The sequence below is a fragment of the Cupriavidus sp. 22TCCZM04-2 genome (assembly GCF_057798895.1).
This window is the reverse complement of record NZ_JBYOJS010000019.1, coordinates 40,209-63,165: the sequence shown is the minus strand read 5'-3', so window position 1 is coordinate 63,165 and position 22,957 is coordinate 40,209. Positions and strand designations below refer to the sequence as shown.

General features: G+C 65.4%; 25 protein-coding genes. 9 read left to right on the top strand and 16 right to left on the bottom strand.

Going from position 1 to position 22,957, the window contains the following annotated elements; all coding sequences use genetic code 11:
- Positions 1-168: 168 nt before the first annotated feature.
- Complete coding sequence (locus AC3FKG_RS23810; protein WP_488744309.1) at positions 169-930, top strand: TetR/AcrR family transcriptional regulator; 762 nt, start codon at positions 169-171, stop codon at positions 928-930.
- 35 nt (positions 931-965) lie between these two features.
- Here AC3FKG_RS23810 and AC3FKG_RS23805 read toward each other — a convergent pair whose 3' ends face one another.
- Both AC3FKG_RS23805 and AC3FKG_RS23800 read right to left on the bottom strand, forming a co-directional pair.
- The gene (locus AC3FKG_RS23805; RefSeq protein ID WP_488744345.1) at positions 966-1,610 is read right to left on the bottom strand and encodes a TetR/AcrR family transcriptional regulator; all 645 of its coding nucleotides are present in this window, start codon (positions 1,608-1,610) and stop codon (positions 966-968) included.
- Between the two features lie 519 nt (positions 1,611-2,129).
- Entirely contained in the window at positions 2,130-2,972 is an 843-nt protein-coding gene (locus tag AC3FKG_RS23800; RefSeq protein ID WP_488744308.1) for a DUF3626 domain-containing protein, read from the bottom strand.
- 336 nt (positions 2,973-3,308) lie between these two features.
- On the opposite strand from AC3FKG_RS23800, the gene AC3FKG_RS23795 reads away from it, so the two are divergent.
- From AC3FKG_RS23795 to AC3FKG_RS23770, 6 genes are all read left to right on the top strand, one after another.
- Positions 3,309-3,749 (top strand): Hsp20/alpha crystallin family protein, encoded by a 441-nt coding sequence (locus AC3FKG_RS23795; RefSeq protein ID WP_483712171.1) that lies wholly within the window; start codon positions 3,309-3,311, stop codon positions 3,747-3,749.
- Positions 3,750-3,765: 16 nt separating this feature from the next.
- Positions 3,766-4,173: an Hsp20/alpha crystallin family protein gene (locus AC3FKG_RS23790; RefSeq protein ID WP_483712172.1), complete on the top strand. Its 408-nt coding sequence runs from the start codon at positions 3,766-3,768 to the stop codon at positions 4,171-4,173.
- 85 nt (positions 4,174-4,258) lie between these two features.
- On the top strand, positions 4,259-4,642 hold the full coding sequence (locus AC3FKG_RS23785) for a hypothetical protein (protein ID WP_483712173.1): 384 nt from the start codon (positions 4,259-4,261) through the stop codon (positions 4,640-4,642).
- Positions 4,643-5,092: 450 nt separating this feature from the next.
- Complete coding sequence (locus AC3FKG_RS23780; RefSeq protein WP_483712174.1) at positions 5,093-5,398, top strand: panthothenate synthetase; 306 nt, start codon at positions 5,093-5,095, stop codon at positions 5,396-5,398.
- 98 nt (positions 5,399-5,496) lie between these two features.
- The gene (locus AC3FKG_RS23775; RefSeq protein ID WP_488744307.1) at positions 5,497-5,964 is read left to right on the top strand and encodes a lipocalin-like domain-containing protein; all 468 of its coding nucleotides are present in this window, start codon (positions 5,497-5,499) and stop codon (positions 5,962-5,964) included.
- 15 nt (positions 5,965-5,979) lie between these two features.
- On the top strand, positions 5,980-6,405 hold the full coding sequence (locus AC3FKG_RS23770) for a YybH family protein (RefSeq protein ID WP_488744306.1): 426 nt from the start codon (positions 5,980-5,982) through the stop codon (positions 6,403-6,405).
- Positions 6,406-6,472: 67 nt separating this feature from the next.
- Here AC3FKG_RS23770 and AC3FKG_RS23765 read toward each other — a convergent pair whose 3' ends face one another.
- The 14 genes from AC3FKG_RS23765 to AC3FKG_RS23700 form a co-directional block, all read right to left on the bottom strand.
- A complete protein-coding gene (locus tag AC3FKG_RS23765) occupies positions 6,473-6,814 on the bottom strand; it encodes a zinc ribbon domain-containing protein YjdM (RefSeq protein ID WP_488744305.1) in 342 nt (113 codons plus the stop codon).
- Positions 6,815-6,919: 105 nt separating this feature from the next.
- Entirely contained in the window at positions 6,920-8,356 is a 1,437-nt protein-coding gene (locus AC3FKG_RS23760; protein ID WP_488744344.1) for an MFS transporter, read from the bottom strand.
- 170 nt (positions 8,357-8,526) lie between these two features.
- A complete protein-coding gene (locus AC3FKG_RS23755) occupies positions 8,527-9,483 on the bottom strand; it encodes a PDR/VanB family oxidoreductase (protein ID WP_483712179.1) in 957 nt (318 codons plus the stop codon).
- 32 nt (positions 9,484-9,515) lie between these two features.
- Positions 9,516-10,484, bottom strand: coding sequence for a VOC family protein (locus AC3FKG_RS23750; protein WP_488744304.1), 969 nt, complete (start codon positions 10,482-10,484; stop codon positions 9,516-9,518).
- A gap of 22 nt (positions 10,485-10,506) precedes the next feature.
- On the bottom strand, positions 10,507-11,982 hold the full coding sequence (locus tag AC3FKG_RS23745; protein WP_483712182.1) for an aldehyde dehydrogenase: 1,476 nt from the start codon (positions 11,980-11,982) through the stop codon (positions 10,507-10,509).
- Between the two features lie 41 nt (positions 11,983-12,023).
- Positions 12,024-12,830, bottom strand: a complete 807-nt coding sequence (locus AC3FKG_RS23740; protein ID WP_488744303.1) for an aspartate dehydrogenase — start codon at positions 12,828-12,830, stop codon at positions 12,024-12,026.
- Positions 12,831-12,842: 12 nt separating this feature from the next.
- Positions 12,843-14,549: a thiamine pyrophosphate-binding protein gene (locus AC3FKG_RS23735; protein WP_488744302.1), complete on the bottom strand. Its 1,707-nt coding sequence runs from the start codon at positions 14,547-14,549 to the stop codon at positions 12,843-12,845.
- A complete protein-coding gene (locus AC3FKG_RS23730) occupies positions 14,542-15,345 on the bottom strand; it encodes an SDR family oxidoreductase (protein ID WP_483712186.1) in 804 nt (267 codons plus the stop codon). Before AC3FKG_RS23730 ends, AC3FKG_RS23735 begins: the two co-directional genes overlap by 8 nt.
- Positions 15,346-15,350: 5 nt before the next feature.
- Positions 15,351-16,208: an IclR family transcriptional regulator gene (locus AC3FKG_RS23725; RefSeq protein ID WP_483712187.1), complete on the bottom strand. Its 858-nt coding sequence runs from the start codon at positions 16,206-16,208 to the stop codon at positions 15,351-15,353.
- A gap of 46 nt (positions 16,209-16,254) precedes the next feature.
- Positions 16,255-16,791: a cupin domain-containing protein gene (locus AC3FKG_RS23720; protein WP_483712189.1), complete on the bottom strand. Its 537-nt coding sequence runs from the start codon at positions 16,789-16,791 to the stop codon at positions 16,255-16,257.
- A 40-nt stretch (positions 16,792-16,831) separates the two neighbouring features.
- Positions 16,832-17,602, bottom strand: a complete 771-nt coding sequence (locus tag AC3FKG_RS23715; protein WP_483712190.1) for an SDR family oxidoreductase — start codon at positions 17,600-17,602, stop codon at positions 16,832-16,834.
- Positions 17,595-18,659 carry an aromatic ring-hydroxylating dioxygenase subunit alpha gene (locus tag AC3FKG_RS23710; RefSeq protein ID WP_483712191.1) on the bottom strand — a complete coding sequence of 355 codons (1,065 nt, stop codon included), beginning with the start codon at positions 18,657-18,659 and terminating at the stop codon, positions 17,595-17,597. Before AC3FKG_RS23710 ends, AC3FKG_RS23715 begins: the two co-directional genes overlap by 8 nt.
- 44 nt (positions 18,660-18,703) lie before the next feature.
- Positions 18,704-19,009 (bottom strand): recombinase-like helix-turn-helix domain-containing protein, encoded by a 306-nt coding sequence (locus tag AC3FKG_RS23705; protein WP_483712192.1) that lies wholly within the window; start codon positions 19,007-19,009, stop codon positions 18,704-18,706.
- Between the two features lie 210 nt (positions 19,010-19,219).
- Positions 19,220-20,110, bottom strand: a complete 891-nt coding sequence (locus AC3FKG_RS23700) for an alpha/beta fold hydrolase (protein WP_488744301.1) — start codon at positions 20,108-20,110, stop codon at positions 19,220-19,222.
- A 504-nt stretch (positions 20,111-20,614) separates the two neighbouring features.
- On the opposite strand from AC3FKG_RS23700, the gene AC3FKG_RS23695 reads away from it, so the two are divergent.
- Both AC3FKG_RS23695 and AC3FKG_RS23690 read left to right on the top strand, forming a co-directional pair.
- Complete coding sequence (locus AC3FKG_RS23695) at positions 20,615-21,709, top strand: porin (protein WP_483712194.1); 1,095 nt, start codon at positions 20,615-20,617, stop codon at positions 21,707-21,709.
- 243 nt (positions 21,710-21,952) lie between these two features.
- Positions 21,953-22,945 carry a Bug family tripartite tricarboxylate transporter substrate binding protein gene (locus AC3FKG_RS23690; protein WP_488744300.1) on the top strand — a complete coding sequence of 331 codons (993 nt, stop codon included), beginning with the start codon at positions 21,953-21,955 and terminating at the stop codon, positions 22,943-22,945.
- Positions 22,946-22,957: the final 12 nt, after the last annotated feature.

Sequence of the window (22,957 nt, the reverse complement as noted above, 5' to 3'; positions counted from 1 at the left end):
GTGCGGTGGGCACAGCGGAAGTGCCGGGATGGCCGACGTAATTTGCCGACACGCGGCAATTACCCTGCCGACACGGCCGGCGGCCCATGTCAGTCATGCGTCACCCGTCGCGTAGCAGGACGGGCGACATGGCACTTAACATTTTTTCATAATGACGATAATTACATCATGACAAAACCGGCTATCTCGCTGAAGGCCGAGGCGGAGCAATGGGAAAATCACCCGAATGATCGGTCTGGTATGGCAAGTCCGCTGCCGCAAATGGCAAACCACCGCCAGCGTGTCGGCGCGGAGCGTCGCGAGCGCATGCGTTGGCGGCTTCTGAACAGTGCGCTGAAGCTGGTCGCGAGCAAGGGCCACGCCGCCATGTCGGTCGACGACGTGATTCGTGAGGCGGGCGTGTCCCGGGGAACGTTCTACAAGTACTTCCCGTCGCCAGATGCCCTGATCCGGGAACTGGCGACCGAGATCGCCAACCAGATCGTACGTACCGTCGATCCGCTGGTGCGCGGCATTGACGATCCGGCTCGGCTGGTCGCGCGCGGCATTCGGCTCGCGTCGCGGCTTGCCTTGCACTACTCAGCGGTCGCCGACTTTCTCGCGCATGTGGGATGGCCGGGCGAACACGGACCGAATATGCTGGAGTTCGTGCGCACCGACATCGAGGAAGGCTTCCGGCAAGGGCGCTTCACGCGCATGCCGATGGCCATCGCGCTCAACATCGTCGTGGGGGCTGTGCTGGGCACGATCCAGCGGATGCAGGAAACGGACAGCCGGGAAGATTATTCGGAGCAAGCTGCCGCCATGGCGCTGCGAGCGCTGGGGATTGACGCGCATAGCGCCGACGAGATCGCCAGGACGCTGCCCGATGCCGACGAGGCTCAGCTTGTCGGCGCCCTGGCCGCTACCCTCGGTATCGTGGCAGGATGAACTGGGCGCTGGACGACCCCAACCGTATCCGCGGGTTACGCGGAGTCACCGTGTGCTGACTCGGCTCGTGCCTGCGTCTTGGCCAGCATCGATTCGGGCGGGGCCGTCAGCTTCGGGATGGGTGCTTCCGTCAAGGCGTGCGCCATGGCCGCGCCGATGCCGAGTCCACGCAGCATGGCTTCGACAATGGTTTCCGGATACCGCTTCGCCGTGCGACTGTTGGTCATCCGATGCACGGCAATGAGGCAGGTACCCGCGACCAGATCGACCGCCGCGTCGATCGGCATGGGGCTGAAAGAACCCCGCTTCTGGCCTTCCTTGAGGTCTGGTGGCAGGTAGTCGAACATGGCACTGCCCTTGCCTGCCAGGCTGAGGCCGGCGCTGCAAAGAAAGCGGGCAACGACAGGATAGGACCGCACCAGATGCAGGTACGATCGGACGCCGCTGGCAACGCGCAGCGCCGGGTCTTCGATACCACCCACGGCGCTTTCGATCAGCACAAGCATCTCGTTGCTCAATGCCTCGCTGACCCCCACCAGCAATTCCTCGTTGGTGCGGAAATAATTGTAGAAGGAGCCTTTCGAGACCTCCGCCGCGGCGACCACTTCCGGAATGACGCTGGCCCCGAGACCCTTCTGCGCGAATACGATCATCGCGCTTTCCAGAAGCCTTCTGCGCATGCGCGCGCGGCGTTCGGCGGCGACGCGGGGACGGTGATCTGTGGGGGAGACAGCGGCAGGCATATTTGGGTTATAGCCATCCAGAAGCCGCCGAGTTTACCAGTTCCTAAGATTCGTCTGCCCTACAGTGTTGCAGCCGCCTCGCGTGGCAGTGGATGTCCCAGGAGGGTTGTCCAATGAACGAGACGTCTGAAGTGCGAAGGACTGGGGAGACGAACAGCGCTTCCGACCCTCCCGCACCGTTTCAATTCGACCAAGCCGCCTCAGACTCTACAAAGCGACCCGCAGAGCGACAGGCCGCTCACGCACCGAACTTCGGCCATTCGAAGAACGTAGTGCGAACTACTGTTTTGGGTCGCCCTCTGACCCACGCGGACCGGTCTAGGAGGAACGCTCAGTCGGACGGAGAGGTGAGGACTGCGCCGAGGCAATCGGCTTCTATTGCGGAGGCCTCGATTCGCGTCGCGGTACCGCACTGTTCACCGGTCGCGCGGCCGTGCGAACAACGGCGAACGTGGCTCAGCGGTGATTGCAGTTGCCAAAACGGGCCAGGCAGTGCCACACCTGTTTGAGCATCTGCGGATCGTGCTGGCCGACGCGCACGGCCTCGCCAATCCGCGCCGGCGTCAACAGGTGTGTGTCTGCCAGGGTCGCAGCAAGTTCGGCGACGGCTTGGCCGCGGTACTCGTGCTGTCGGCGCAGCAAATCTGCTCCTGCGCGAAAGCCGGCGTGCCATTCGACACGGCAGGGCAATGCATGGGCAAGCGCCTCGACGCCCGTATGCCGGAATGATGGGTCGAGTACGATGGCCTCCACGTCGCGCGCGATTTGCACCCCGCCATGAACATGAGCCTCGATGTAATGGTCAAGCGGATCGCCCTGCTCCGCCACGGCAGCCAGACGTTCGACAAGGGCGAAACGGTCGACCACGCCGAAGTGATTCGGCTCGTAGACACTGTCCGGGTGGCAAAACGTCGTGCGAGCCAGCACGCCGGAAGCAAGCCGCAGATGCGCCGAACCAAAGCGTGGCGCTGCGCCGGCTGCATGACCCAGATTCAGCGCGCCATAGCATGGCCGCTCGGAAGGTGGCGCTGTGTCATAGGCTTGCCCGAAGATCCGGCTTTCCCATTGCCACCGATCGCCACCGGGGTAGGCGGTCAGCCCACCATTGCTCGTGCCAGTTTCGAACTGGGATCGATACACGCCATCTTCGGCCATCACCTCCAGCAGCGGCCGCCCGCGAAACATCCGATCAGGGTGGAAGTTCAGCGTTACGCGCCAACCCGGATCGAGCGGGTGGCCCGCAGATCTCGCGGCGACGTGGGCCCACGCACGCGCGGCGGAAGTTCGGGCGGATGACATGGCGGCGTGGAAGCTTCACGGAGGCAATTGGCCAATTCTACCGGCAGCGCATTGGCTGAGACGACGGTCGAACTTTGCTGGTAGCGGTAGTTGCGCAAGTGCGACGTCAAGCGCCAATCAAGGAGCTCGCGGGTCGTCTCGAGCTCCTCGGCCCAGGGGCATGAAGGTGCCTTATGCAGCTCTTGAAATTGCCTTTTTCTCTTGCTATTTTTATTTCCGCTCAGGCAGTCGCGACTTCGCGCTGCGTGTTTCTGTTTGTTTGCCGGCAATGGGGCAGGTGAATGGGAGCGCGTAATGCCCCTTCCTCCTCGCTGGCAACGATAGGAGGATACGACCATGACTGACGCATTCTTTGGAACCGACCTTTTCGGTGACCTCGATCGCTTGCAAAGGCAGATGTCGGGGCTGTTCGGGGGGTTTCCCTCCAGCATCCGCGCCGGGCGTTTCGGCGCCTTTCCTGCGATAAATATCGGGGCGACGGACGACTCCATCGAGATCGTCGCGTTCGCACCCGGCGTCAAGCAGGAGGACTTTGAGGTCTCTATCGACAGAGGGCTGCTGACGATCAGCGGCGAGCGGCATTCTGTTTGGTCCGATAACGTGCCCGATTCGCGACGGTACGCGCAGGAACGCTTTGTTGGTGCGTTCCGAAGGGTGATCGAATTGCCCGACGGCGCCGACCCCGACAAGGTACAGGCGCGATATGCCAATGGCTGTCTTTCCGTAAGCGTGGGCAAACGTGAGGCGTCGAAGCCGCGTGCCATCACCGTGCAATAGTGGGAAGGAGACCGCCATGAACGATACCACCCAAGTCGCCGAACGCAACGACAGTGCGTTGGCTCAACGTCAAGAGGACAAAGCCGCGCGGACAGTGACCCTCGTGCCCGCAGTAGACATCGTGGAAGACAGAAACGGCGTGACCTTGTGGGCGGATCTGCCGGGAGTGAGTCGTGACAAGCTGGAGGTAAGCGTCCACGACAGCAACCTCCATATTGCTGCGGAAGCGGTCGTGCCAATGCCTTCCGGACTGCGCGTGCAGTACGCGGAAATCAGCCAGCCTCACTTCGCGCGTTCCTTTTCACTGAGTCCGGATCTGGATGGCACACAGATCAGCGCTCAGTTGCAAGACGGGGTGCTGAAGCTGACCATCCCGCGTCGTGAGGAAGCGCGACCGCGGCGCATTGCGATCAATGTGACGTAAGCAGACATGGTATCGACCAGGACGTCTCACCGGGCGCCCTGGTCGACCCGCCATATCTCGGCCTATTACGTGAGCAGAGGTCATCATGGAGTTCGATACCGATTGGACAACGTTAGGTCCCCATCGCGTCCGGCTGCGCTGCGTGCGTGGTTTTCCGACTGAAAAGATGCGGACCATCGCAGAGCTGTCGCGCATTGCCATCGAGCACAATATGAGCGCTGCAGCGCGACTGTTGGAGGTCGTCGCTGACCGTTCAAATTCCTATTCCATCAATATCGGCACGACGTTTCCAAAAGACTCGGCTGCGGCGCCACATCTGGAAGTGGCGCTCGCCACCGTGCTCGGGTTGAAAGCGGACCAGATCAGCCTGGACGTCACGGTGGTCAGCCAGACCGAAGTGGATCTCCACTTTGGCGTGTACGAACGGATGCTGGCCGAGAAGATCGGGATCGTTCCGCAAATTCAGTGAAGCACTTTCAAAAGACTGATGCATGTTATTCCAATGTCCGACGGTCGTTTAAATGCGCGGGGCCTTACCAGGCCAGCTACCGTGAACCATCTTTCCGCCAGGCCAGCAGGAAACCCCCAGCAGTACGATGGCGGCATCAGCGAATTCCGTGCCCGGTATCTTGGCAGAGTTCCGGGAAACGAACGTCCCCTATCAGACCCGTAGCGGTCGCTCGCCGCAGCCATGCCCGAACAGCGGTGTCGGGTCGGCCACGGCCCAACGCGGACCTAGCGGGATGGGCCGACGACTGGCTTTCCCAGTGGCCGGTGCTATCTTGTAGTATTGGCGCCCCCGCCACTCACGGCATCGATCTTCCCACCCGCCGTGCTCAATGGACCGCTGAGCCAGTTCGAGTGCCTGAGGCAAAAGTCCGGCCGCTGCGCAGCCAACGATAAATGAGGAAGGTGAATCATGAAGATGCTACTCACAGTCGAATTCCCTCATGAGCCCTTCAACTCCCTCGTCAGAAGCGGGAAGGTGGGCGAGATCATCGGGCGTATCCTGGAAGCGATCAAGCCGGAAGCGGTGTTCTTTACCGAGCAAGAGGGAATGCGCTGCGGTGTCTTCGTGATCAACGTCGAAAACCCATCCGAAGTTCCTGCCTTTGCGGAGCCTTTCTTTCTCAACTTCCAGGCCAACTGCAAGTTCCGCATTGTGATGAGCCCGGAGGATCTGCAAAAGGCTGGACTGGAAGCGCTGGGGAAAAGGTGGGCGTAATCAGCGGTTCGCTATTTGCCGCTATAGCCCACTTTGCGACAGGAGGAGGTCCATGGAATACACCCACATCCTCGCCACCATTCCACGATTGGCGCTTCTTGGCCCTCCTGCTTAATTCGGCCCTTGCATTGGGCCAACCGTCACTGGATCAGCAACTGGCCGGCGCATGGACCTATGTCTCGGTCGACACGGTCCGCCCCGACGGCAGCCGCACGCCAATGTACGGGCCCAATCCCCAGGGTCTTGTGATCTTTGACGGTCATGGCCACTACGCGCTGGTGAATTCACGCAGCGACTTGCCCAAGTATGGTTCCAACGATCGAATGAAAGGCAGTGCGGACGAGTATCGCGCCATGGGACAAGGTTCCATCGCCCACTTTGGCACCTACGTCATCAACGAAGCCGACAAGACCATCACCTTTCACATCGATGCGAGCACATTCCCGAACTGGAATGGGGTCGAACAGCGCAGGCCCTTTGTTCTTTCGGGAGATCAACTCAGGTGGACCACGCCTGCCGCCTCCGGAGGCGGCTCCGGCGAGGTCGTGCTAAAGCGAGCCAAATGAACCAGGCATCTGCAGATGAGACAACCCGAAATCGCACCCCTCGCATTCCAGGCCGCCTGGAACAGCCATGACATGGACGCCCTTGGCGCCCTGTTCCATGATGACGCAACGTTCGTGAACCGGTTCGGGCACTACGTGCGCGGCGTCGCAGCAATTGTCGGGATGCATGCGCCGATTCACGCGACCATCTACAGCGATTCCACGCTCCGGAACGAGCTGATCGACGTGGTCGCCCTCTACGATGACGCGGCAGTCGTCCACTTCTGGAGCCGACTCGCGGCGGGTGCCGCGCATCCGGCGGGCCCGCACGCCGTCGACACGCTGGTCCTTGCCGTGCTGACGCAGCAGGCCGGGGCGTGGCGAATCAAGGCGCTTGAGAATGTCACCCTGACGAATCCCCGGACGGGAGAAGCTGTCTTGAGAGACCGCCAAGGCCTGTGATACGAGGCGTGAGCGCCATTGGCGCAACCGGGACGGCTGGGTAACCCACTGTTACCCGCCGATCTCGTCACACCTTCCGGACGAACTCCGATTTCAGGCTCATTGCGCCAAAGCCATCGATCTTGCAATCGATATCGTGGTCGCCGTCGACCAGCCGGATGCCCTTTACCTTGGTGCCCATCTTGATCACGCCGGCCGATCCCTTCAGCTTGAGATCCTTGATGACCGTGACGGTATCGCCATCCTGCAAGACATTGCCCGCTGAATCGCGATAAATCCTGACTTCCGCTTCGGTTGCCGTCGATGCCTGCGCCGACCATTCATGCGCGCATTCCGGGCATATATACAGACTGCCGTCCTCATAGGTGAACTCGGAATGGCATTTCGGGCAGGCGGGCAAGGCGCTCATGGGTATTTCGTGTGGTCGTGGCGAAAGCCGGGAGTATACCGCCCTGCCCGGCCGGGACCGCCCGGCACGTACAGGTCGAGCACAGCCGGCTAATCGCCCTGCAACTCAAACCTCCAGTTCTTCCAGCACCTGCCCCTTGGTCTCGATGCCAAGGAAGTGAACGGTAATCGCCGCCACGAACGGCACCGCGGCCAGCGCAAGGAAGGCACTGCTGAGATCGCCGCTGCCGATGGTGCCGGCGATGAGCGAGGGCGCGAAGATGGCTGCCAGCTTCAGCCACGCACCGCCAAGCCCGCACCCCATGGCGCGCACGCTGGTCGGGTACAGCTCCGGCGTATAGACGTACGCCGTGATGAAACCGCAAGCGAGAAAGCCCATCGAGAACGCACAGAGGGTGGCCACGACATAGACCGACGAAGCATGGAACACGCCGGCCAGCACCAGCGACAACGCGCACAGCAGGAACGACACGTTGATCACGGGCTTGCGGCCAACCTTGTCGACAATCATCGCGCACACCAGCGAGCCGATCACACCCAGCACCGAGGCACCCGCAGCAAGGTTCAACGCGAGTTGCAGCGGCGCGTGGTACACGGTCTTGTAGATGGTGGGCAGCCAGGTCGACAACCCATACTGGATGAACCCGCAGGTCGCCCACAGCATCCACACCGCCAGCGTGCGGCCGATATAGGCCTTGCTGACCAGGTCGCGAACACGGCGGCGCGGATGGTGCGCCATATTGTCAAAGGCACTGGTATCACCGGGCGGCGGCAGCGGCGTACGGGCACGCGCTTCGAACGCGCGCAGCGCGCTGTCGGCGTCGGCCATGCGGCCCTTCTCCGCCAGCCAGCGCGGCGATTCGGGAATCACGCGGCGCAGGATGAAGAACAGCACCAGCGGCACGCCGCCGAGGAAGTACATCACCTCCCAGCCGTAGTGCGGCACCAGCCAGGCGCCCACGCCGTTGGAAACCATCAGCCCGATCGGGAACACCACCTCGTAGAGCAGCACGAAACGGCCGCGGCCATGCGCGCGCGTGACTTCGTTGATGTAGGTGGCGGCCACGGGCAGTTCGCCGCCAAGGCCGAGCCCCTGCACGATGCGCAGCAACGCGAAGATCTCGAACGACGGCGCGAAGCCGCACGCAATGCTCATCAGGCCGATGATGCCCGCGCTCCAGCCGATCGAGCGCAACCGGCCGAAGCGTTCCGCCAGCGCCGGGAACACCAGCGCGCCGACCAGCTGGCCCACCGACGGCGCCGCGATCAGGAAGCCGATCTGGCCCGGCGTGAGCGACCACTTGGCGATCAGCAGCGGCAGCGTGGCGGCGATGGCGATGACATCGAAGCCGTCGAAGAACGTCGCCAGGCCGATCAGCAAACGCGCGCGGATATGCATGGCATTGCCCGGCATGCGCTCGATACGGGCGATGATGTTGCCCCGTGTGATTCCGCCTGTGTCGCCCACTGCGCTGGCGCTGCGGCTGTCGGCGATGCCGGCGGCGCCTTCGGCCGCGGTCACGATACTGGCGCTGGCCGCCATCTGCGCGCCGGGGGACGCGGTGTCTTGTCTCTGTATCAACACGGTGCTTCTCTTCTAATGCTTTCGGGGGCCGTCAGCCCTCGCGCCACGACACGAAGGGCTTCGTTTGCGCTCGCAGGCGCACGGTGAAGCGCCAGCGAGACCCGCAGGCCCCGCCGTCGGATGCGGACCTACAGGTCCAGCACCAGCCGGCTGCCCTTGCAGCCGGACACGCAGACCATCATGGTCTTGTTGGACGCGCGCTCGCTGTTGCTGAGCACGCTGTCGCGGTGGTCGGGACAGCCTTCCAGCACGGCGGTCTCGCAAGATCCGCACACGCCTTCGCGGCAGCTGTGCTCGACATCGAGGCCGGCATCGAGCAAGGCATCCAGCAGGGACTTGCCCGACGGCACCTTGACCAGCGAACCCGTGCGCGACAGCTGGACCACGTACTCGCCTTCCTGCACCGCCTCGGTCGACGGATCGGCGGCAAAGCGCTCGATATGGACGTTCGGATAGCCATGCGCCTCGCACGCGGCTTCGAACGCATTGAGCATCGGGCCAGGGCCGCAGCAGTAGAGATGCGTCTGCGCATCCTGCCCGGCCAGCATCGCCTTCAGGTCCGGCGGTGCGCCCGCTTCATCGTCGAAGTGGAAACGCACGGCGTCGCCATAGGCCGACAGCGATTCGACGAAGGCCGCCTCGGCACGCGTGCGCGCGCAGTACACCAGCGTGAACGGTCGGCCCAGCTCGGCCAGCCGGCGCGCCATGCAGACGATCGGCGTGACGCCGATGCCGCCGGCCACCAGCACCGTATGCGCGGCGCTTTCATCGAGTTCGAAGTTGTTGCGCGGCGCGCCGATCGTCAGCGTCGCGCCCACGCGCAGCTGCTCGTGCACAAAGCGCGAACCGCCACGGCTGTTGCGATCGAGCAGCACGCCTACGGTGTAGCGGTCACGCACTTCCGGCGCGCCGCACAGCGAGTAGCTGCGCACCAGTCCATTGCCGAGGTGCAGGTCGATATGGGCGCCCGGACCGTATTCGGGCAACGCGGCCCCGTCGGGATCTTGCAGCTCGAGGCTGACAATGCCGCGCGCTTCGTAGCGCATGGCCTGAACTCGCATCGTCAGGGTCTTGTGGGCACTCATGTCTCTTCCTTCGTATGCTCTAACGTTCGCGTTCAGCGCTTCTCGGTCAGGAACTTGCCTGCCGGGCCGCCGGCGTTCTTCTGGCGGCGCGTGTTGCCGTCGATGCCGCCTTCGATCGCCCATTCGGCGAACATGGCCGGGCCCGGCTCGAACGCGCGCGGTTCCCAGTGTTCGTCGAGCTGGTCTTCATCGGCGTAGTACTCGATCAGGCCGCCGGCCGGATTCTTGAAGTACCAGAAATAGGCCGACGAGATCGGATGGCGGCCCGGGCCGAGCTGCGTGTCCCAGCCCTTGCGCGACATGTGCATGCCGCCGCCAAAGACTTCGTGCAGGTCGCGCACGGTGAAGGCAACATGGTTGATGCCAGCCTTCGGTTCGGGCAACTGCAGCAGGAACAGGTCATGGTGGCCGCCTTCGGCCGCGCAGCGCAGGAACGCGCCGCGGTCCGGGTAGCGGTCGGACGGCACGAAGCCGAACTTCTCGACGTAGAAGCGCTCGGTAGCCTTCACATCCTTCACGAAGAACACGACGTGTCCCACTTCGATGGGGATGGCGCGTTCATAAATCGGGCTGCGCTGGTTCAGGCGCGGCTTGTCGTTCCACGTGTTCATCAGCGCGCATTCGACCTGCACCTCATGCTTGCGCGTGACCTGGAAGCGCACGGCGAGGCCGTTAGGATCGGTACAGCCGATGCGTGCGCCGTTATCCAGCGACACGAACGTCGGCTCGTTGCCGATGCGGTCACGGATGCCCGCCAGCGACGCTTCGTTGTCCACGCCCCACACCACTTCGCGCAGCGTCGGGCCGGCCTCGATGGCGGGCGGCAGCGTGGCGTCGTCGATACGGCGCACCAGCACGCGGCAGCCGTTGAGCGTTTCGAAATTGAGGCCCTGCGCGTCGTCGCGCTTGATGGTCAGGCCCCAGTCGCCGAAAAAGCCGCGGCAGGCGTCGAAGTCATCCGCGCCGTAGACGATCTCGTCGATTCCCAATACCTTGATCATGGTTCTCTCCTGCGTGCCGGGCTCAGTTGGCCCACGGCAGCGGTTGTTCGTTCAGGCCCCAGTACACACTCTTCTGCTCCATGTACTGCAGGATGCCCAGCCTGCCCTTCTCGCGCCCGAGGCCGCTGTCGCGCCAGCCGCCGAACGGCGCGGAGATGGAAAACTGCTTGTAGGTGTTAATCCACACATTGCCGGCTTGCACGGCACGTGCCACGCGCCAGGCGCGCTTGTAGTCGCGCGTCCAGATGCCGGCCGCGAGCGCATAGACGCTGTCGTTGGCCTGCTCGATCAGGTCGTCCTCGTCATCGAACGGAATGGCCACCAGCACCGGCCCGAAAATCTCTTCCTGGGCGATGCGCGCCTGGTTGTCCAGGCCTTCGATGATGGTCGGCGTATAGAAGTAGCCGTTGGGCAAGCCGGCCACGTCCGGGCGCAGACCGCCGGTGCGGAGTTGGCCGCCGTCCTGCACGCCCATGGCGACATAGGATTCGATCGAATCACGGTGGCGGTCGGTGATCAGCGGACCCATCTGGGTGCGTTCATCGGCCGGGTCGCCCACGCGCAGATGCGCGGCGCCGGCAGCCAGGCGCTCGATAAAGGGCTCGTATTGCGAGCGCGCCACGAACAGGCGCGATCCCGCGATGCACGATTCGCCCGACGAACTGAAAATGCCGTAGAGCACGCCATTCACCGCGTGGTCCAGGTCGGCGTCGTCGAACACCATGGTCGGCGACTTGCCGCCCAGTTCGAGCGACACCGGCATCATCTTGTCGGCCGCGATATGCGCGATGTGCTTGCCGGTGGTGGTGCCGCCCGTGAACGACACGCGGCGCACCAGCGGATGCTTGGTGATGGCGTCGCCGATGACGGAGCCCTTGCCCGGCAGCACGCTGACCAGGCCCTTGGGCACGCCGGCTTCCTCGCAGATGCGCGCGAGTTCCAGCGCCATCAGCGGCGTCACTTCGGCGGGCTTGACCACCACGGCGTTGCCGGCGGCCAGCGCGGGCGCCATCTTCTGCGCTTCGCTGGCGATCGGCGAATTCCACGGGGTGATGGCGGCCACCACGCCCATGGGCTCGTACACGCTCATGGTCAGGCAGTCACCGCGCTGCGGCGTGATGGTCTCTTCCAGCGTTTCGCAGGCGGCGGCGAAAAACTGGAAGGTGCTGGCGGCGCTGGCGACCAGGGCGCGGGTTTCGCTGATGGGCTTGCCGTTGTCCAGGCGCTGGCGCTGCGCCAGCGGCTCGGCCTGCGCACGGATCAGTTCGGCCACGCGGTACAGCACGGCGGCACGCTCATGCGGCTTGCGGCGTGCCCAGCCGCTGGTCTCGAATGCGCGCTGAGCGCCCTGCACCGCTTCTTCGACATCCGCCAGGCTGGCGGCGTTGAGTTCGGCCACCACTTCACCGGTGGCCGGATAGCGGGTCGCGTAGCGGTCGCCGGTCCCCAGGCGCCATTCGCCTGCGATACAGATGGGGAGTACTTCTTGCGTCTTCATTGTCGTTGCCTGCTTGGTCTGTGGGGGCCGGCTGGTGCTGGTCAGATCGATACCGCGTGCGCCCGGTTGCCCAGCGCGCGCACCACGCTGAACACCGTCAGCGCCGAAGTCTTGGGATTGGCCGCGAGCGGCTTGCCGCGCATGGTCAGTTCGAAGCCGCCGAAGGCGCCGCGCGCTTCCACGTGATGCACGTTCTCTACCGCATTCGGATCAGCCAGGAGACGCACCGACGTGCGATCCAGTCCGAGGCCGGCCAGCGATACCGTGGCCGCCACGTTGGCGTTCTTCGGATACAGCCGGGCCGCGTCACGCGCGGTGCCTTCGAAGATCACCGTGGTCTCTGTCAGCGCATCAAGATCGAACAACTCGGCGGCCGGCGTGCCGGTCCACGCGCGCGCAGGCTTGCGGCCGGTATAGATAACCTCGTCGAGGCCGCCCACGCGGGCCGCCGCCAGCGCGTCGATCGCGCCGATCGCGCCGGACAGCAGCTGCACCTGCGTATTGCCACGACGGGCCGCAGCTTCCAGCCGCTCGACCAGCCCCGGCTCCGACAGCGCGCCGACCGACACCACCATGCACGGGATGCCACGCTCCAGCGCCGGGATGATGTGCTCTTCCAGAGCCTGGTGGCCCGCGCATTCGACCAGCAGGTCGGGGCGCTGCTCACCGTCGGCCAGCCGCGTCACCACGCGGACGTTGGGCGCCAGCGCCGCCAGCGCGTCGCGGGCGTCGGCCATCTGGCCTTCCGGCACGATCACCACGTCGAACGCAACCTCCGGATCCGCCTTCAGCAGTTCCAGCACGCCGCGGCCGATCGCGCCGCATCCCACCATGGACACATGCAGCATGGACATCTCCCTTCAGGCGGTCGTGGCGGGCGCAGCCATCGGCGCCTGCTTGTTCACCGGCGGGCCGGCGAACACGGTCTTGAAGCTGCCGATCGACAGCATGTCGATCTCCAGCATGAACGGACCTGTCTCGGCCGTCGCTTCCTGCAGCGCCGCACCCACTTCATCCAGGCTGCTGACGCGGCGGTGACGCAGCGACAGCGACTGGCACAGCTGCGCATAGTCGGGCGTATGCAGGTCGACATAGTGGCGGCGGCCGCCGTACTGCGCGTCCTGGATATTCTTGATCACGCCATAGCCCTTGTCGTTCATCAGCACGATAACCATGTCGGCGCGCTCTTGCACGGCCGTGGCCAGCTCGCCCAGGTTCAGGATGAAGCCGCCATCGCCAGCCAGCGTGAAGGTCTTCTTGCCCGAAGCCGTGGCCGCCGCACCGACGGCTGCGCCAATCCCCATCGCCAGGCCCTGGCCGATGCCGCCGCCCAGTGCATGCACGCCGGCACGCGAGTCGAAAATCTGCAGGTGACGGTTGCCCCAGGTGCTGTTCGACACGGTCACGTCGCGCACCCAGTTGAAGTTGCGGCCCACGGCCTGCTGCAGCGCCTGCACCAGGACCGAGTACGGGCCCAGACCGTCGATCAGCGCGTTCACCGCGGTGTCGTGGGCGCGGCGCAGGTCACCGGCGAAGGCCGGATCGATCTGCATGCGGCCCTCCAGGCGATCGGCCAGGGCGTCCAGCGCCAGCGCGGCGTCGCCGCTGACAAAGTAGTCGCTCTGGTAGCAGCGGCCTTCGGAGGCCGGATCGGCATCGATGCGCAGCAGCGGACGCGGCAGCTTCAGTTCGTACTTCAGCGTTTCATTGCCGCGCAGGCGCGAGCCGACCACCAGCATCGCGTCGCAGCTTTGATAGAACTGCTCCACCGGCTTGTGCAGGTTGTACGCGCCGAGCGAACTCGGATCGTCTTCCGCGACGATGCCGCGGCCTTGCGTGCTGGTGACCACGCCGAAGCCCAGGTCGAGCAGGCGCTTGACCTGCTTGCTGGCGTGGCGCGCGCCACCACCGAGCCACAGCATCGGGCGCTTGGCCTTGGCCAGGCGCTCGGCCAGTGCGTCGAGCGCGTGCGCCGACGGCTGGTGCTGCGGCACCGGCAGCGGCTTGAGGTCGGCCGGCATGTCGATCAGCGCCGCCTGGATGTCGATGGGAATCTCCACGCTGACCGGGCCGGTCGGCGCCGTCAGCGCGGTCTGCACGGCCAGCTTGATGGTGCTGATCGCGGTGTCGGCGCTGCGCACGCGGAAGGCGGCCTTCGACACGGCCTTCAGCATGGTCAGCTGGTCCGGGGCCTCGTGGATGTAGGCAAGGCTCTGGTCCAGGTACGGCGTTTCGATCTGGCCGGTGATGTGCAGCATCGGCGTGCCGGCGGTCAGGGCTTCAACCATGGCGCCCGCGGCGTTGCCGGCGGCGGTGCCGGTGCTGGTCAGGCACACGCCCAGGCCACCCGTGGTACGGGCGCAGGCGTCGGCCATATTGGTGCCGCCCGCTTCGCCGCGTGCCGGCACGAAGCGGATGTTGCCGCGCTCGCCCATGGCGTCGAGGATCGGCATGTTGTGGATCGAGATCACGCCAAAGGCTGCCTTGACGCCGCACTGTTCGAGGAACGCCGTGATGGCGCAGCCCACGGTGACTTGCTGTTGTTCGTACTGGTGTTGATTAGGCATGACGGGAGTGTCCTCCGGAGATATCGATATGGCTGCCCGTGGTGTACGAAGACAACGGCGAGGCAAGGAACAGGATGGCGCGGGCTGCCTCGACAGGCAGGCCCAGGCGGCCGAGGGGAATATGTTTCTGCTGGGCCAGGCGCGCGGTCCACGCGGCCCAGTCCAGGTGCTTGTCTTCTTCGGGGCGCGCATCGAAGCGGCGGCGCCACTGGCCGGATTCAACCAGCCCGATCAGGATGCCGTTGACGCGCACGCCCTTGGGCGCGAATTCGGTGGCCATCGAGCGCACCAGGTTCAGCACGCCGGCACGCGCGGCCGACGTGGCGACCATGTGCGGCTCGGGCTGCTGCGCGAGCAGCGAGTTGACGCAGACCACGGCGCCCTGCCCCGATTGTTCGAGCTGCGGCAGGAATGCGCGCGTCGGGTGGATCACGGAGAAGAACTTGAGCTGCAGTTCTTCCATCCACGCGGCATCTTCCGTGTTCGCGAAGGTCGAGACGCGGCCCTGGCCGGCGTTGTTGACCAGCATGTCGACGTTGCCGAGCGTGCTTTGCACCCTGGCGGCAAAGGCTGCGACCTGTTCGGGCTTGAGCACGTCGCAGGTGGCGGCGTAGAGCCGGCAGCCGGGAAACGTCTCGCGCAGCTTCGCTTCGGCACTGCGCAGGCGGCTTTCGTCGCGGCCGCAGATGGCGACAGCGGCCCCCGCTTCAAGCAGCAGTTCGACGGTCGCCAGCCCGATGCCGGAGGACCCGCCTGTGACGACGGCAACCTTGCCGTCGAGTTCAATCATGGACATTGTCCTCACTCCCGATACAGATTCACGACCTTGCCGCCCGTGCCTTTCGGCGACGGCCGGTAGTCCAGCAGGCGCGACAGCTCGCCCGCGGTTGCCCTGACTTTTTCCACCATCGAGTCCAGCTGCGCCGGATCGATGTGCGCGGCCGGGATGGTCGCGCCCAACGCCGCCACCACCTTGCGGGTGCGGTCGCGCACCGGCGCGGCGATGGTGGAGATGCTCGATTCGAAGAAGCCCTCGTGCAGCACATAGCCGCGCTCGCGGTCGTGCTGCACCAGTTCGTACAGCGCTTCCACGCTGGCCGGCGTGCGCTCGGAGAACGCTTCGAGCCGCGGCTCCGGGTAGAGCGCGCGCAGCTCGTCGAGCGACAGGTCTTCGAGCAGCACACGGCCCAGCACCGTGGCATGCGCGGGCAGCCGCGTGCCGACATTCACCGTGCTCGCGAACGGGCGCGGCGAGACCGCCTTGGCCACGTACACGATCGAGCGGCCGTCGCGCACCACCAGGTTGGACGGATAGCCGATCTCGTCGCGCAGGCGCTCCAGCAGCGGGCGGCCCAGTTCGGTCAGCTCCAGCGACGCCAGGTATTCGAAGCCCAGCCGCAGTACGGCCATGCCCAGGCGGAAGTCCCGGCCGCCGTCGGCACGCTCGACAAAGCCGAGCATCTCCAGCGTGGTCAGCAGGCGGAACACCGTCGAGCGCGGCACCTGCAGGCGCCGCGCCAGCTCGGCCGCCGAGATCGCGCGGTCCTTGCTGTTGAACTCGCCAAGCAGGCGCAGACCGCGCTCGAGGCCCGGGACGATGTACTTGTCCGGGAACTCGGCGGCGTTTTGCGTGGCGGCGGCGGATTGCAGGGCGGTCATGGCCTGGGTACCTGTTGATGGCGCGGCGTGCGGGCGGGCGCGCGCATCAGCGCTTGATCTTCGACAGCGGGTGCTCGGGCGGGTACGTCGGCGTGATGGGCTTCTGGGCGCCCAGCATCACGCACATCAGCGCGTCTTCATCGCCGATGTTGATTTCCTCGCGGTACACGCCGGGCGGCACCGAGACCAGGTCGCGGTCGGTCAGGATGGTCTCGAAGCGCTCGCCGTCCTTTTCCAGGACCAGCTTGATCTTGCCGCGCATGACGAAGAACACCTCTTCCACGTCGGTGTGGATGTGCATCGGGCCTTCATGGCCGGCCGGGATGATCATGGTCGAGAACGTGAAGTGCTCCGACGGCACGGTGTTGGTGTCGGCGGCCACGCCGGTGCCGCCGGTGCCCAGGTAGCGCATCTGCGCGCGGCGGTACTTCGGGTCATAGTCGGCCTGGAACTTCAGCGCGTCCCAGTCGTACTTGCGCGTGGAGAAGCGCGCCACGCGGCTTTCCATCCACTGGTCGAACGAAGCGTCTTCCGGTTGTTCCCACGAACGCTTGATGTTTGCTGGTTGAGACAGGTCGCTCATCTGGATTCCTTCGGTTTCAGTTGATCGGTGGATCGGTGGATCAGTGCATGACAAAGCCGCCGTTGACCGCCAGCGTCTGGCCGGTCACGAAGCGGGCAAGATCGGACAGCGCGAACAGCACCGCGCCGCAGACATCGTCGGGCAGTTGCTCGCGCTGGATGGCGCGCTGCTCGCGATACAGGTCGTGCCGGTGCTGGGGCACGTATTCGGTGGCTTCCACCAGCGTCAGGCCCGGCGCCACCGCGTTGACGGTGATCTGGTCGCGGCCCAGCTCGCGCGCCAGCGAGCGGGTCATGCCGATGATGGCGCTCTTGCTCGCCACATAGGCCAGCAGGTTGGGGGCGCCCCACAGCGGCGTGTCGGAGGCCAGGTTGATGACCGCGCCGCGGCCGCTGGCCTTCAGCGCGGGCAGGCAGGCTGTGGTCATCAGCCAGGTGCCGCGCACGTTGACGTTCATCACGTGGTCCCAGGTGGCGATGTCGATGGCGCTGGCATCACGGCCACCTGAATCGGTCACGGCGGCGTTGTTGACCAGGCCGTCCAGGCCGCCCAGGCCCTTGACGGCGGCGTCGGCACAAGCCTGGATCGATGCCGGGTCGGACAGGTCCACCGGCACCGCCACGACCTTGAGGCCACGTGCGCGCAGCGCTTCGGCTTCCTGCTGCAGGCGTTCGGCCAGGATGTCGGCCATGGCCACGGCGGCACCGGCTTCGGCCAGCGACTTGGCGAAGGCCAGTCCCAGTCCGCGCGCCGCGCCGGTGACCAGCACCTTGCGCCCGGCCAGCAGCTTGCTGTTCTGCGTATCAGCCATGGCTGGCCACCCCCGCGGGTTTCAGCATGGCGACCGGCTCGTCGGCGATCTCCTGGTCGGCGCGGCGCTTCAGCAGCCGGCGCACACGCGTGATGCCGGCATCGTGCTGGTACAGCATTTCGTGGTCGCGCGCCTGCGGCGCCATCGATTCGAGCACCACGCGGTCCTGCTCCAGCACGTCCCAGTGCAGCTGCTCCAGGCGGTTGCGGTACAGGAAGCGCCAGACATCGCGCTGCCAGCCCTGCACGTGGCGGGTACGCCAGAAGAACACCATGCAGTGGTCCTCGTCGACCGGCGTGGCCATGCCGACGATGCCGAACGGGCCGCCAGGGCCGACCTTGTCGCGGTACGGAATCGCCAGGCGCAGCCACAGCGTGCCGGTCTCGCCGAATTCGACCCAGTCGAAGTTCACGCCGCGCTGGCCGACCTTCTCGAAGATCAGGCCGTGGTCGGTTTCGCGGATCTGCATCGTGGCCGACTTCTCGCCGCAGGCCATCGAGTGCGACACGGCGTGCAGGTAGGCGCCGTGCATCGGGTCCATGACGTTGTCGATGGCGTAGCGGTAGTTGCAGTCCCAGTGCGCCACGCACAGGAAGTTGCTGTGTTCGTCGCTGACCAGCTCTTCGGGCAGGCGCAGCACGTCGGGGCTGCCCTCGCCCTCTTGCGGGGCCTGGTCGCCGAACCACAGGAAAATCGCGCCGGCCTGTTCCTGCACCGGGTAGCTGCGCACGCAGGTGCGGCCTTCCAGCGGGCAGCTGTCCACGGCCGGCACGCTCTTGACCTGGCCGTCGCCGCCGACTTCCACGCCGTGGTACCAGCAGGCGACGCGGTCGCCCAGGTTCCAGCCCATCGACAGGCGGGCGCCACGGTGCGGGCAGCGATCTTCCAGCGCGTGGACCTGGCCGGCGTTGTCGCGCCACAGCACGATGTTCTGGCTCAGGCGCGTGATGCCGATCGGGGCATGCGTCACGGCCCACGAGGCGGTGACCGGGTACCAGTAGTTGCGCAGGCCGCTGTTCAGGCGGGCTTCGGCGCGGGCTTGCTTGTTCGATTCCATCTTTGTCTCTCGGGCTCTGGGCTTGTCAGTCGGGCTGGCGGCGGTCAGGCGCCCAGCCGGCGCATTTCGGCCAGGAAGCGCGCTTCGGTCCAGGCCTGTCCGTCCAGGCACAGGAAGTTGGTGGCATTGAAGGCGCGCACGATGTCGGCGGGCGATTGCGCGCCGCCTTCGAACGCGGCTTCCAGCGCGTCGCCCAGTGCGTTCTCGTAGGCGGAAGGCGCGTCGGCGCGGGTCTGCCAGACGATGTTGGCCACCTTGCCCGGCTGCTCGATGTGGCCTTTGCCCGCGACGTTGTTCGGAGCCGGACGCTCCCAGGGGACCAGGTTGGGGTTGTACGAGAGACTATCCATTGCGCTTTGCTCCATTTCTGCCTGCATGGGGACCGGTTTCATCACACTGCCGCCTGGTTCAGGTCACGCCGCGTTTTGTTTTACTAATGAAACACTGGTTTAGATATTGAACACAGATACGACTATAGACAACGATCGTTCAAAAATAGACTGGGGTTAACCCGCGAAATGCGGAAAGTGCTGCCGGGGCGTGGCCCCGGCCAGGGTGGACTAGCGGACAGCCGCTGGCAGCGCGCCGCGGATAAGGCGGGCTGTGGCGCAGGCCTGGTCGATGTAGCAGGCGTGCCCGGCATCGGGCACCGGCGCGAATGGCAGGCCGAAGCGCTCCGCCAGCATGCCGCAGGCCACCGGCGTGGTGACGATGTCCCGGCTGCCGCAGCCAATCTGCACAGGCACGGATGTCGGACGCCGTGCCAGGTAGGCATCGATATCGTCCCCGCACAGCATGGCCACCGCCTGCCGGTAGCCATCCGGACGCAGACGCCGCATGTTCCATCGCACCCACGCCTGCGCGCCGTCGTCTGCGGTTCCGCTCAGCAGCCGCGCGGGTCCGCGCTCGGCGAGACCTTCCACGCCCAGCGACGCGAGCGCCTCCAGGCGCTGCCGCGCGACTTCGCGCGCCTTGTCTTCCTTGCCCGGTGCGCCGTAGCCCTGCGCCACGCTCAGCAGCATCAATTGCCCGGGCAGGCCGGCGTCATCCGCGCCGGCCACATAGGCCGCCGCCATCAGTGCTCCCAGCGAATGACCAACGATCAGGTCCGGGCGCACGTTCAGCGCCCGCAGCCATTCCCGCAGGCGCGCCGCATAGTCCGAGGCCTTCGGCGCCGACTGCGCCAGCGGCGACGAACCGCCATAGCCCGGGGCATCCCACGCGAGCACACGCGCGTGCGCGGCCAGCAGGCTGGCGCAGGGCAGCCATGAGGCCGCCCCCGAACTGATGCCATGCAGCAGCACGATCACCGGTCCGGTGCTGCCGCCGCTCCGATAGGCGACCTGAGCGCCATCCCCGACCGGCGCAACGCGCTCCGCAAACCCGCTGTCTAGTGCGTCCAGCATGCCCTGGACCCGGGAGCATGAATTCTCACGGTCATTTTGTTCCATATATAAAACCAACGTTTGCGAATGAAACCTTATGACTATAGAAGCTGGGTTGCCGCATGAGGATCAGGGTTAACGACAGGTCTTTGATCCGATCCGATGTGACCGGGCCGCTCCGGTGCTTGCGTTGCGACTGCGCTTTCGCCGGTGGCTATGGCAAGACGCGGTCCGAAAAGGCTTTACTGGCGTGCCTTGCTGGTCCGAACGCAGTACTGCTGTAAACGCAGCCGGTCGGCATCCCCGCCGTCATTCACCTCACGCTCGACCACGCTCGTGTGCCGCCTTCGGCCTGGCGGTTGCGTCGCACACAGGCCTCAGTAGGGATAACCCTCCTCACTATCACGAAAAAGCCCGGCTATATTTCGTTCAACGTTTCTTATGTTGTTTGATGTTTTATATACGAAACGTTTAAGCGCCTAGAAATTCATTTTTTAGAGATTTGCAGCATCCGCCCCAGGACAGACGAGCCAGAACGATTAGAAGACGGAACAAGGAAGGAAACGGTAGATGAAACTTGCACGAATCGCTGCAGCAGGCCTGCTTGCAGCCTCCCCCCTGCTGGCCTCGGCCCAGTCGGTCACCCTGTACGGCGTGGTCGATACCGGCGTCGAATACGTGAACAATGTCGGCGCCAATGGCTATGGCCTGACGCGCGTGCCCAACAACACCGCGACCGTCCCCTCGCGCTGGGGCCTGCGTGGCACCGAGGATCTCGGCGGCGGCCTGAAGAGCCTCTTCGTGCTGGAATCGGGCTTCGCGCCCGACACGGGCAGCGCCAACCAGGGCGGCCGCCTGTTCGGCCGCCAGGCGCTGGTCGGACTGTCGAACCAGTATGGCCAGCTTTCGTTCGGCCGCCAGTACACCATGCTGTTCTGGGCCACGCTCGACAGCGATATCCTCGGCCCCAACGTCTACGGCTCGGGTTCGCTGGACAGCTACCTGCCCAACACGCGCGCCGATAACTCCGTCTCGTACAAGGGCACCTTTGGCGGCTTGACGGTTGGCGCGACGTACAGCTTTGGCCGTGACGCAGTCAATGCCGGCCCGAGCCCGGGCGGTACCAACTGCGCCGGCGAGAACCCGGCCGACAAGAAGGCCTGCCGCGAGTGGTCCGCCATGGTCCAGTACGCGACCAACTGGTGGGGCGTGCATACCGCGTATGACTCGCAGCGCGGCGGCCCCGGCGCGTTCGCCGGCCTGACCAACAGCAACCTGACCGACGACCGCCTGTCGGTGGGCGGCTACATGATCCTGTCGCGCACCAAGCTCGGCGCCGGCTGGCTGCGCCGCGACAACGAAGGCAGCGCAACCCGCATCAGCGACCTGTACTACGCGGGCGCGTCCTATGACATCACGCCCGCGGTCAACCTGGCCGGCCAGGTCTACTACCTGAACTACCACGGCAGCGACAACAAGGCCTGGCTGTACGCGGTGCGCGGCACGTATTCGTTCAGCAAGCGCACCTCGGTGTATGCGACCGCCGGCTTTATCGACAACGGCGGCCAGCTGGCCGCGTCCGTCAGCGGCGGCTCGCCGGGCTCCAACCCGAAGCCGGGCGCCAACCAGTTCGGCACCATGCTGGGCATCAAGCACATCTTCTAAGCACCGCGTTGGCACGACACAGTCCGTGCGGCGCGCTGGCCCCATCGCCCGCCCCCCCCCACGCGGCACAGAACCCAAGCAATGCCAACCGCCCACGTAAGACCCCCCGCGCTGGCCCACCCCGGGGGGGGGGGGGGGGGGCCCCCCCCCCCCCCCCCCCCCCCACGGCTGACCTGAAGCATTCACTTGCCATCGTCCGAGCGCATGCCCGATGCGCCGGATCCCAGTTTTCAGAGGTTCCCCATGAAGTCTGCACGCCGCAAAGTCATTGCCACCGCCATCGCTGCCGGCACCGCCGCCCTGTTCGCCGGGGGCACCGCCCTGGCCCAGGGCGCCTATCCCAACAAGCCGATCACGATCGTGGTCGCCTACCCGGCCGGCGGCGACGTCGACGTGCTGGCCCGCCTGTTCGCCGAGAAGCTGGCGCCGCGCCTGAAGCAATCGATCGTGGTCGAGAACCGCACCGGTGCGGCCGGCACCATCGGCAGCGCCTACGTGTCGCGCGCCAACCCGGACGGCTACACGCTGCTGCTGGCACCGAACACGGTTGCCATCGCGCCGCTGGTGCTCAAACCGGGCACGGGCGCCAGCTACGACGTGCAGCGCGATTTCACGCCGATCTCGCAGATCGGCACGCAGTCGCTGTTCGTGGTGGTGAACAAGGGCACCGGCATCACCAAGGTCAGCGACCTGGTCGCGCGGGCCAGGGCAGGCAAGGTGGAAACCTATGCCACGCCGGGCAATGGCTCGCCGATGCACATCATGGGCGAGCTGTTCAACAAGTCCGCCGGCGTGAAGATCAACCAGGTGCCGTACCGCGGCCTGGCGCCGGCCATCGTCGACGTGCTCGGCGGGCAGGTGCCGGTGACTTTCGTCACCTACGGCGCGGTGGCTCAGTATGTCGGCAACGGCAGCCTGGTCCCGATCGGGGTGGCCGACCCGAAGCGTTCGCCGTTCGCCCCCAATGTCCCGACGCTGGCCGAGCAGGGCTACAAGGACGTGGAGATCGGCGCCTGGCAGGCGCTGCTGGGGCCGAAGGGCATGTCGCCGGAACTCGTGCGCACGCTCAACGGGCACATCAACGAGATCCTGAAGATGCCCGACGTCGTGGCGCGCATGGCCACCATCGCCGTCACCCCGAAGGGCGGCGAGCCTGCGGTGCTGCAGCAGTTGCTGACTGCCGACACGGCGCGCTATACGAAGATCGTCAAGGAGTTCAATATCCAGGCCGACTGACGCGCACCGCGA

What these genes read in the sequence shown, in the direction of transcription:
- AC3FKG_RS23810 (WP_488744309.1), top strand. Translation starts at nt 169, where the DNA reads ATGACAAAACCGGCTATCTCGCTGAAGGCCGAGGCGGAGCAATGGGAA.
- AC3FKG_RS23805 (WP_488744345.1), bottom strand. Translation starts at nt 1,610, where the DNA reads ATGCGCAGAAGGCTTCTGGAAAGCGCGATGATCGTATTCGCGCAGAAG.
- AC3FKG_RS23800 (WP_488744308.1), bottom strand. Translation starts at nt 2,972, where the DNA reads ATGTCATCCGCCCGAACTTCCGCCGCGCGTGCGTGGGCCCACGTCGCC.
- AC3FKG_RS23795 (WP_483712171.1), top strand. Translation starts at nt 3,309, where the DNA reads ATGACTGACGCATTCTTTGGAACCGACCTTTTCGGTGACCTCGATCGC.
- AC3FKG_RS23790 (WP_483712172.1), top strand. Translation starts at nt 3,766, where the DNA reads ATGAACGATACCACCCAAGTCGCCGAACGCAACGACAGTGCGTTGGCT.
- AC3FKG_RS23785 (WP_483712173.1), top strand. Translation starts at nt 4,259, where the DNA reads ATGGAGTTCGATACCGATTGGACAACGTTAGGTCCCCATCGCGTCCGG.
- AC3FKG_RS23780 (WP_483712174.1), top strand. Translation starts at nt 5,093, where the DNA reads ATGAAGATGCTACTCACAGTCGAATTCCCTCATGAGCCCTTCAACTCC.
- AC3FKG_RS23770 (WP_488744306.1), top strand. Translation starts at nt 5,980, where the DNA reads ATGAGACAACCCGAAATCGCACCCCTCGCATTCCAGGCCGCCTGGAAC.
- AC3FKG_RS23765 (WP_488744305.1), bottom strand. Translation starts at nt 6,814, where the DNA reads ATGAGCGCCTTGCCCGCCTGCCCGAAATGCCATTCCGAGTTCACCTAT.
- AC3FKG_RS23760 (WP_488744344.1), bottom strand. Translation starts at nt 8,356, where the DNA reads ATGGCGGCCAGCGCCAGTATCGTGACCGCGGCCGAAGGCGCCGCCGGC.
- AC3FKG_RS23755 (WP_483712179.1), bottom strand. Translation starts at nt 9,483, where the DNA reads ATGAGTGCCCACAAGACCCTGACGATGCGAGTTCAGGCCATGCGCTAC.
- AC3FKG_RS23750 (WP_488744304.1), bottom strand. Translation starts at nt 10,484, where the DNA reads ATGATCAAGGTATTGGGAATCGACGAGATCGTCTACGGCGCGGATGAC.
- AC3FKG_RS23745 (WP_483712182.1), bottom strand. Translation starts at nt 11,982, where the DNA reads ATGAAGACGCAAGAAGTACTCCCCATCTGTATCGCAGGCGAATGGCGC.
- AC3FKG_RS23740 (WP_488744303.1), bottom strand. Translation starts at nt 12,830, where the DNA reads ATGCTGCATGTGTCCATGGTGGGATGCGGCGCGATCGGCCGCGGCGTG.
- AC3FKG_RS23735 (WP_488744302.1), bottom strand. Translation starts at nt 14,549, where the DNA reads ATGCCTAATCAACACCAGTACGAACAACAGCAAGTCACCGTGGGCTGC.
- AC3FKG_RS23730 (WP_483712186.1), bottom strand. Translation starts at nt 15,345, where the DNA reads ATGTCCATGATTGAACTCGACGGCAAGGTTGCCGTCGTCACAGGCGGG.
- AC3FKG_RS23725 (WP_483712187.1), bottom strand. Translation starts at nt 16,208, where the DNA reads ATGACCGCCCTGCAATCCGCCGCCGCCACGCAAAACGCCGCCGAGTTC.
- AC3FKG_RS23720 (WP_483712189.1), bottom strand. Translation starts at nt 16,791, where the DNA reads ATGAGCGACCTGTCTCAACCAGCAAACATCAAGCGTTCGTGGGAACAA.
- AC3FKG_RS23715 (WP_483712190.1), bottom strand. Translation starts at nt 17,602, where the DNA reads ATGGCTGATACGCAGAACAGCAAGCTGCTGGCCGGGCGCAAGGTGCTG.
- AC3FKG_RS23710 (WP_483712191.1), bottom strand. Translation starts at nt 18,659, where the DNA reads ATGGAATCGAACAAGCAAGCCCGCGCCGAAGCCCGCCTGAACAGCGGC.
- AC3FKG_RS23705 (WP_483712192.1), bottom strand. Translation starts at nt 19,009, where the DNA reads ATGGATAGTCTCTCGTACAACCCCAACCTGGTCCCCTGGGAGCGTCCG.
- AC3FKG_RS23700 (WP_488744301.1), bottom strand. Translation starts at nt 20,110, where the DNA reads ATGGAACAAAATGACCGTGAGAATTCATGCTCCCGGGTCCAGGGCATG.
- AC3FKG_RS23695 (WP_483712194.1), top strand. Translation starts at nt 20,615, where the DNA reads ATGAAACTTGCACGAATCGCTGCAGCAGGCCTGCTTGCAGCCTCCCCC.
- AC3FKG_RS23690 (WP_488744300.1), top strand. Translation starts at nt 21,953, where the DNA reads ATGAAGTCTGCACGCCGCAAAGTCATTGCCACCGCCATCGCTGCCGGC.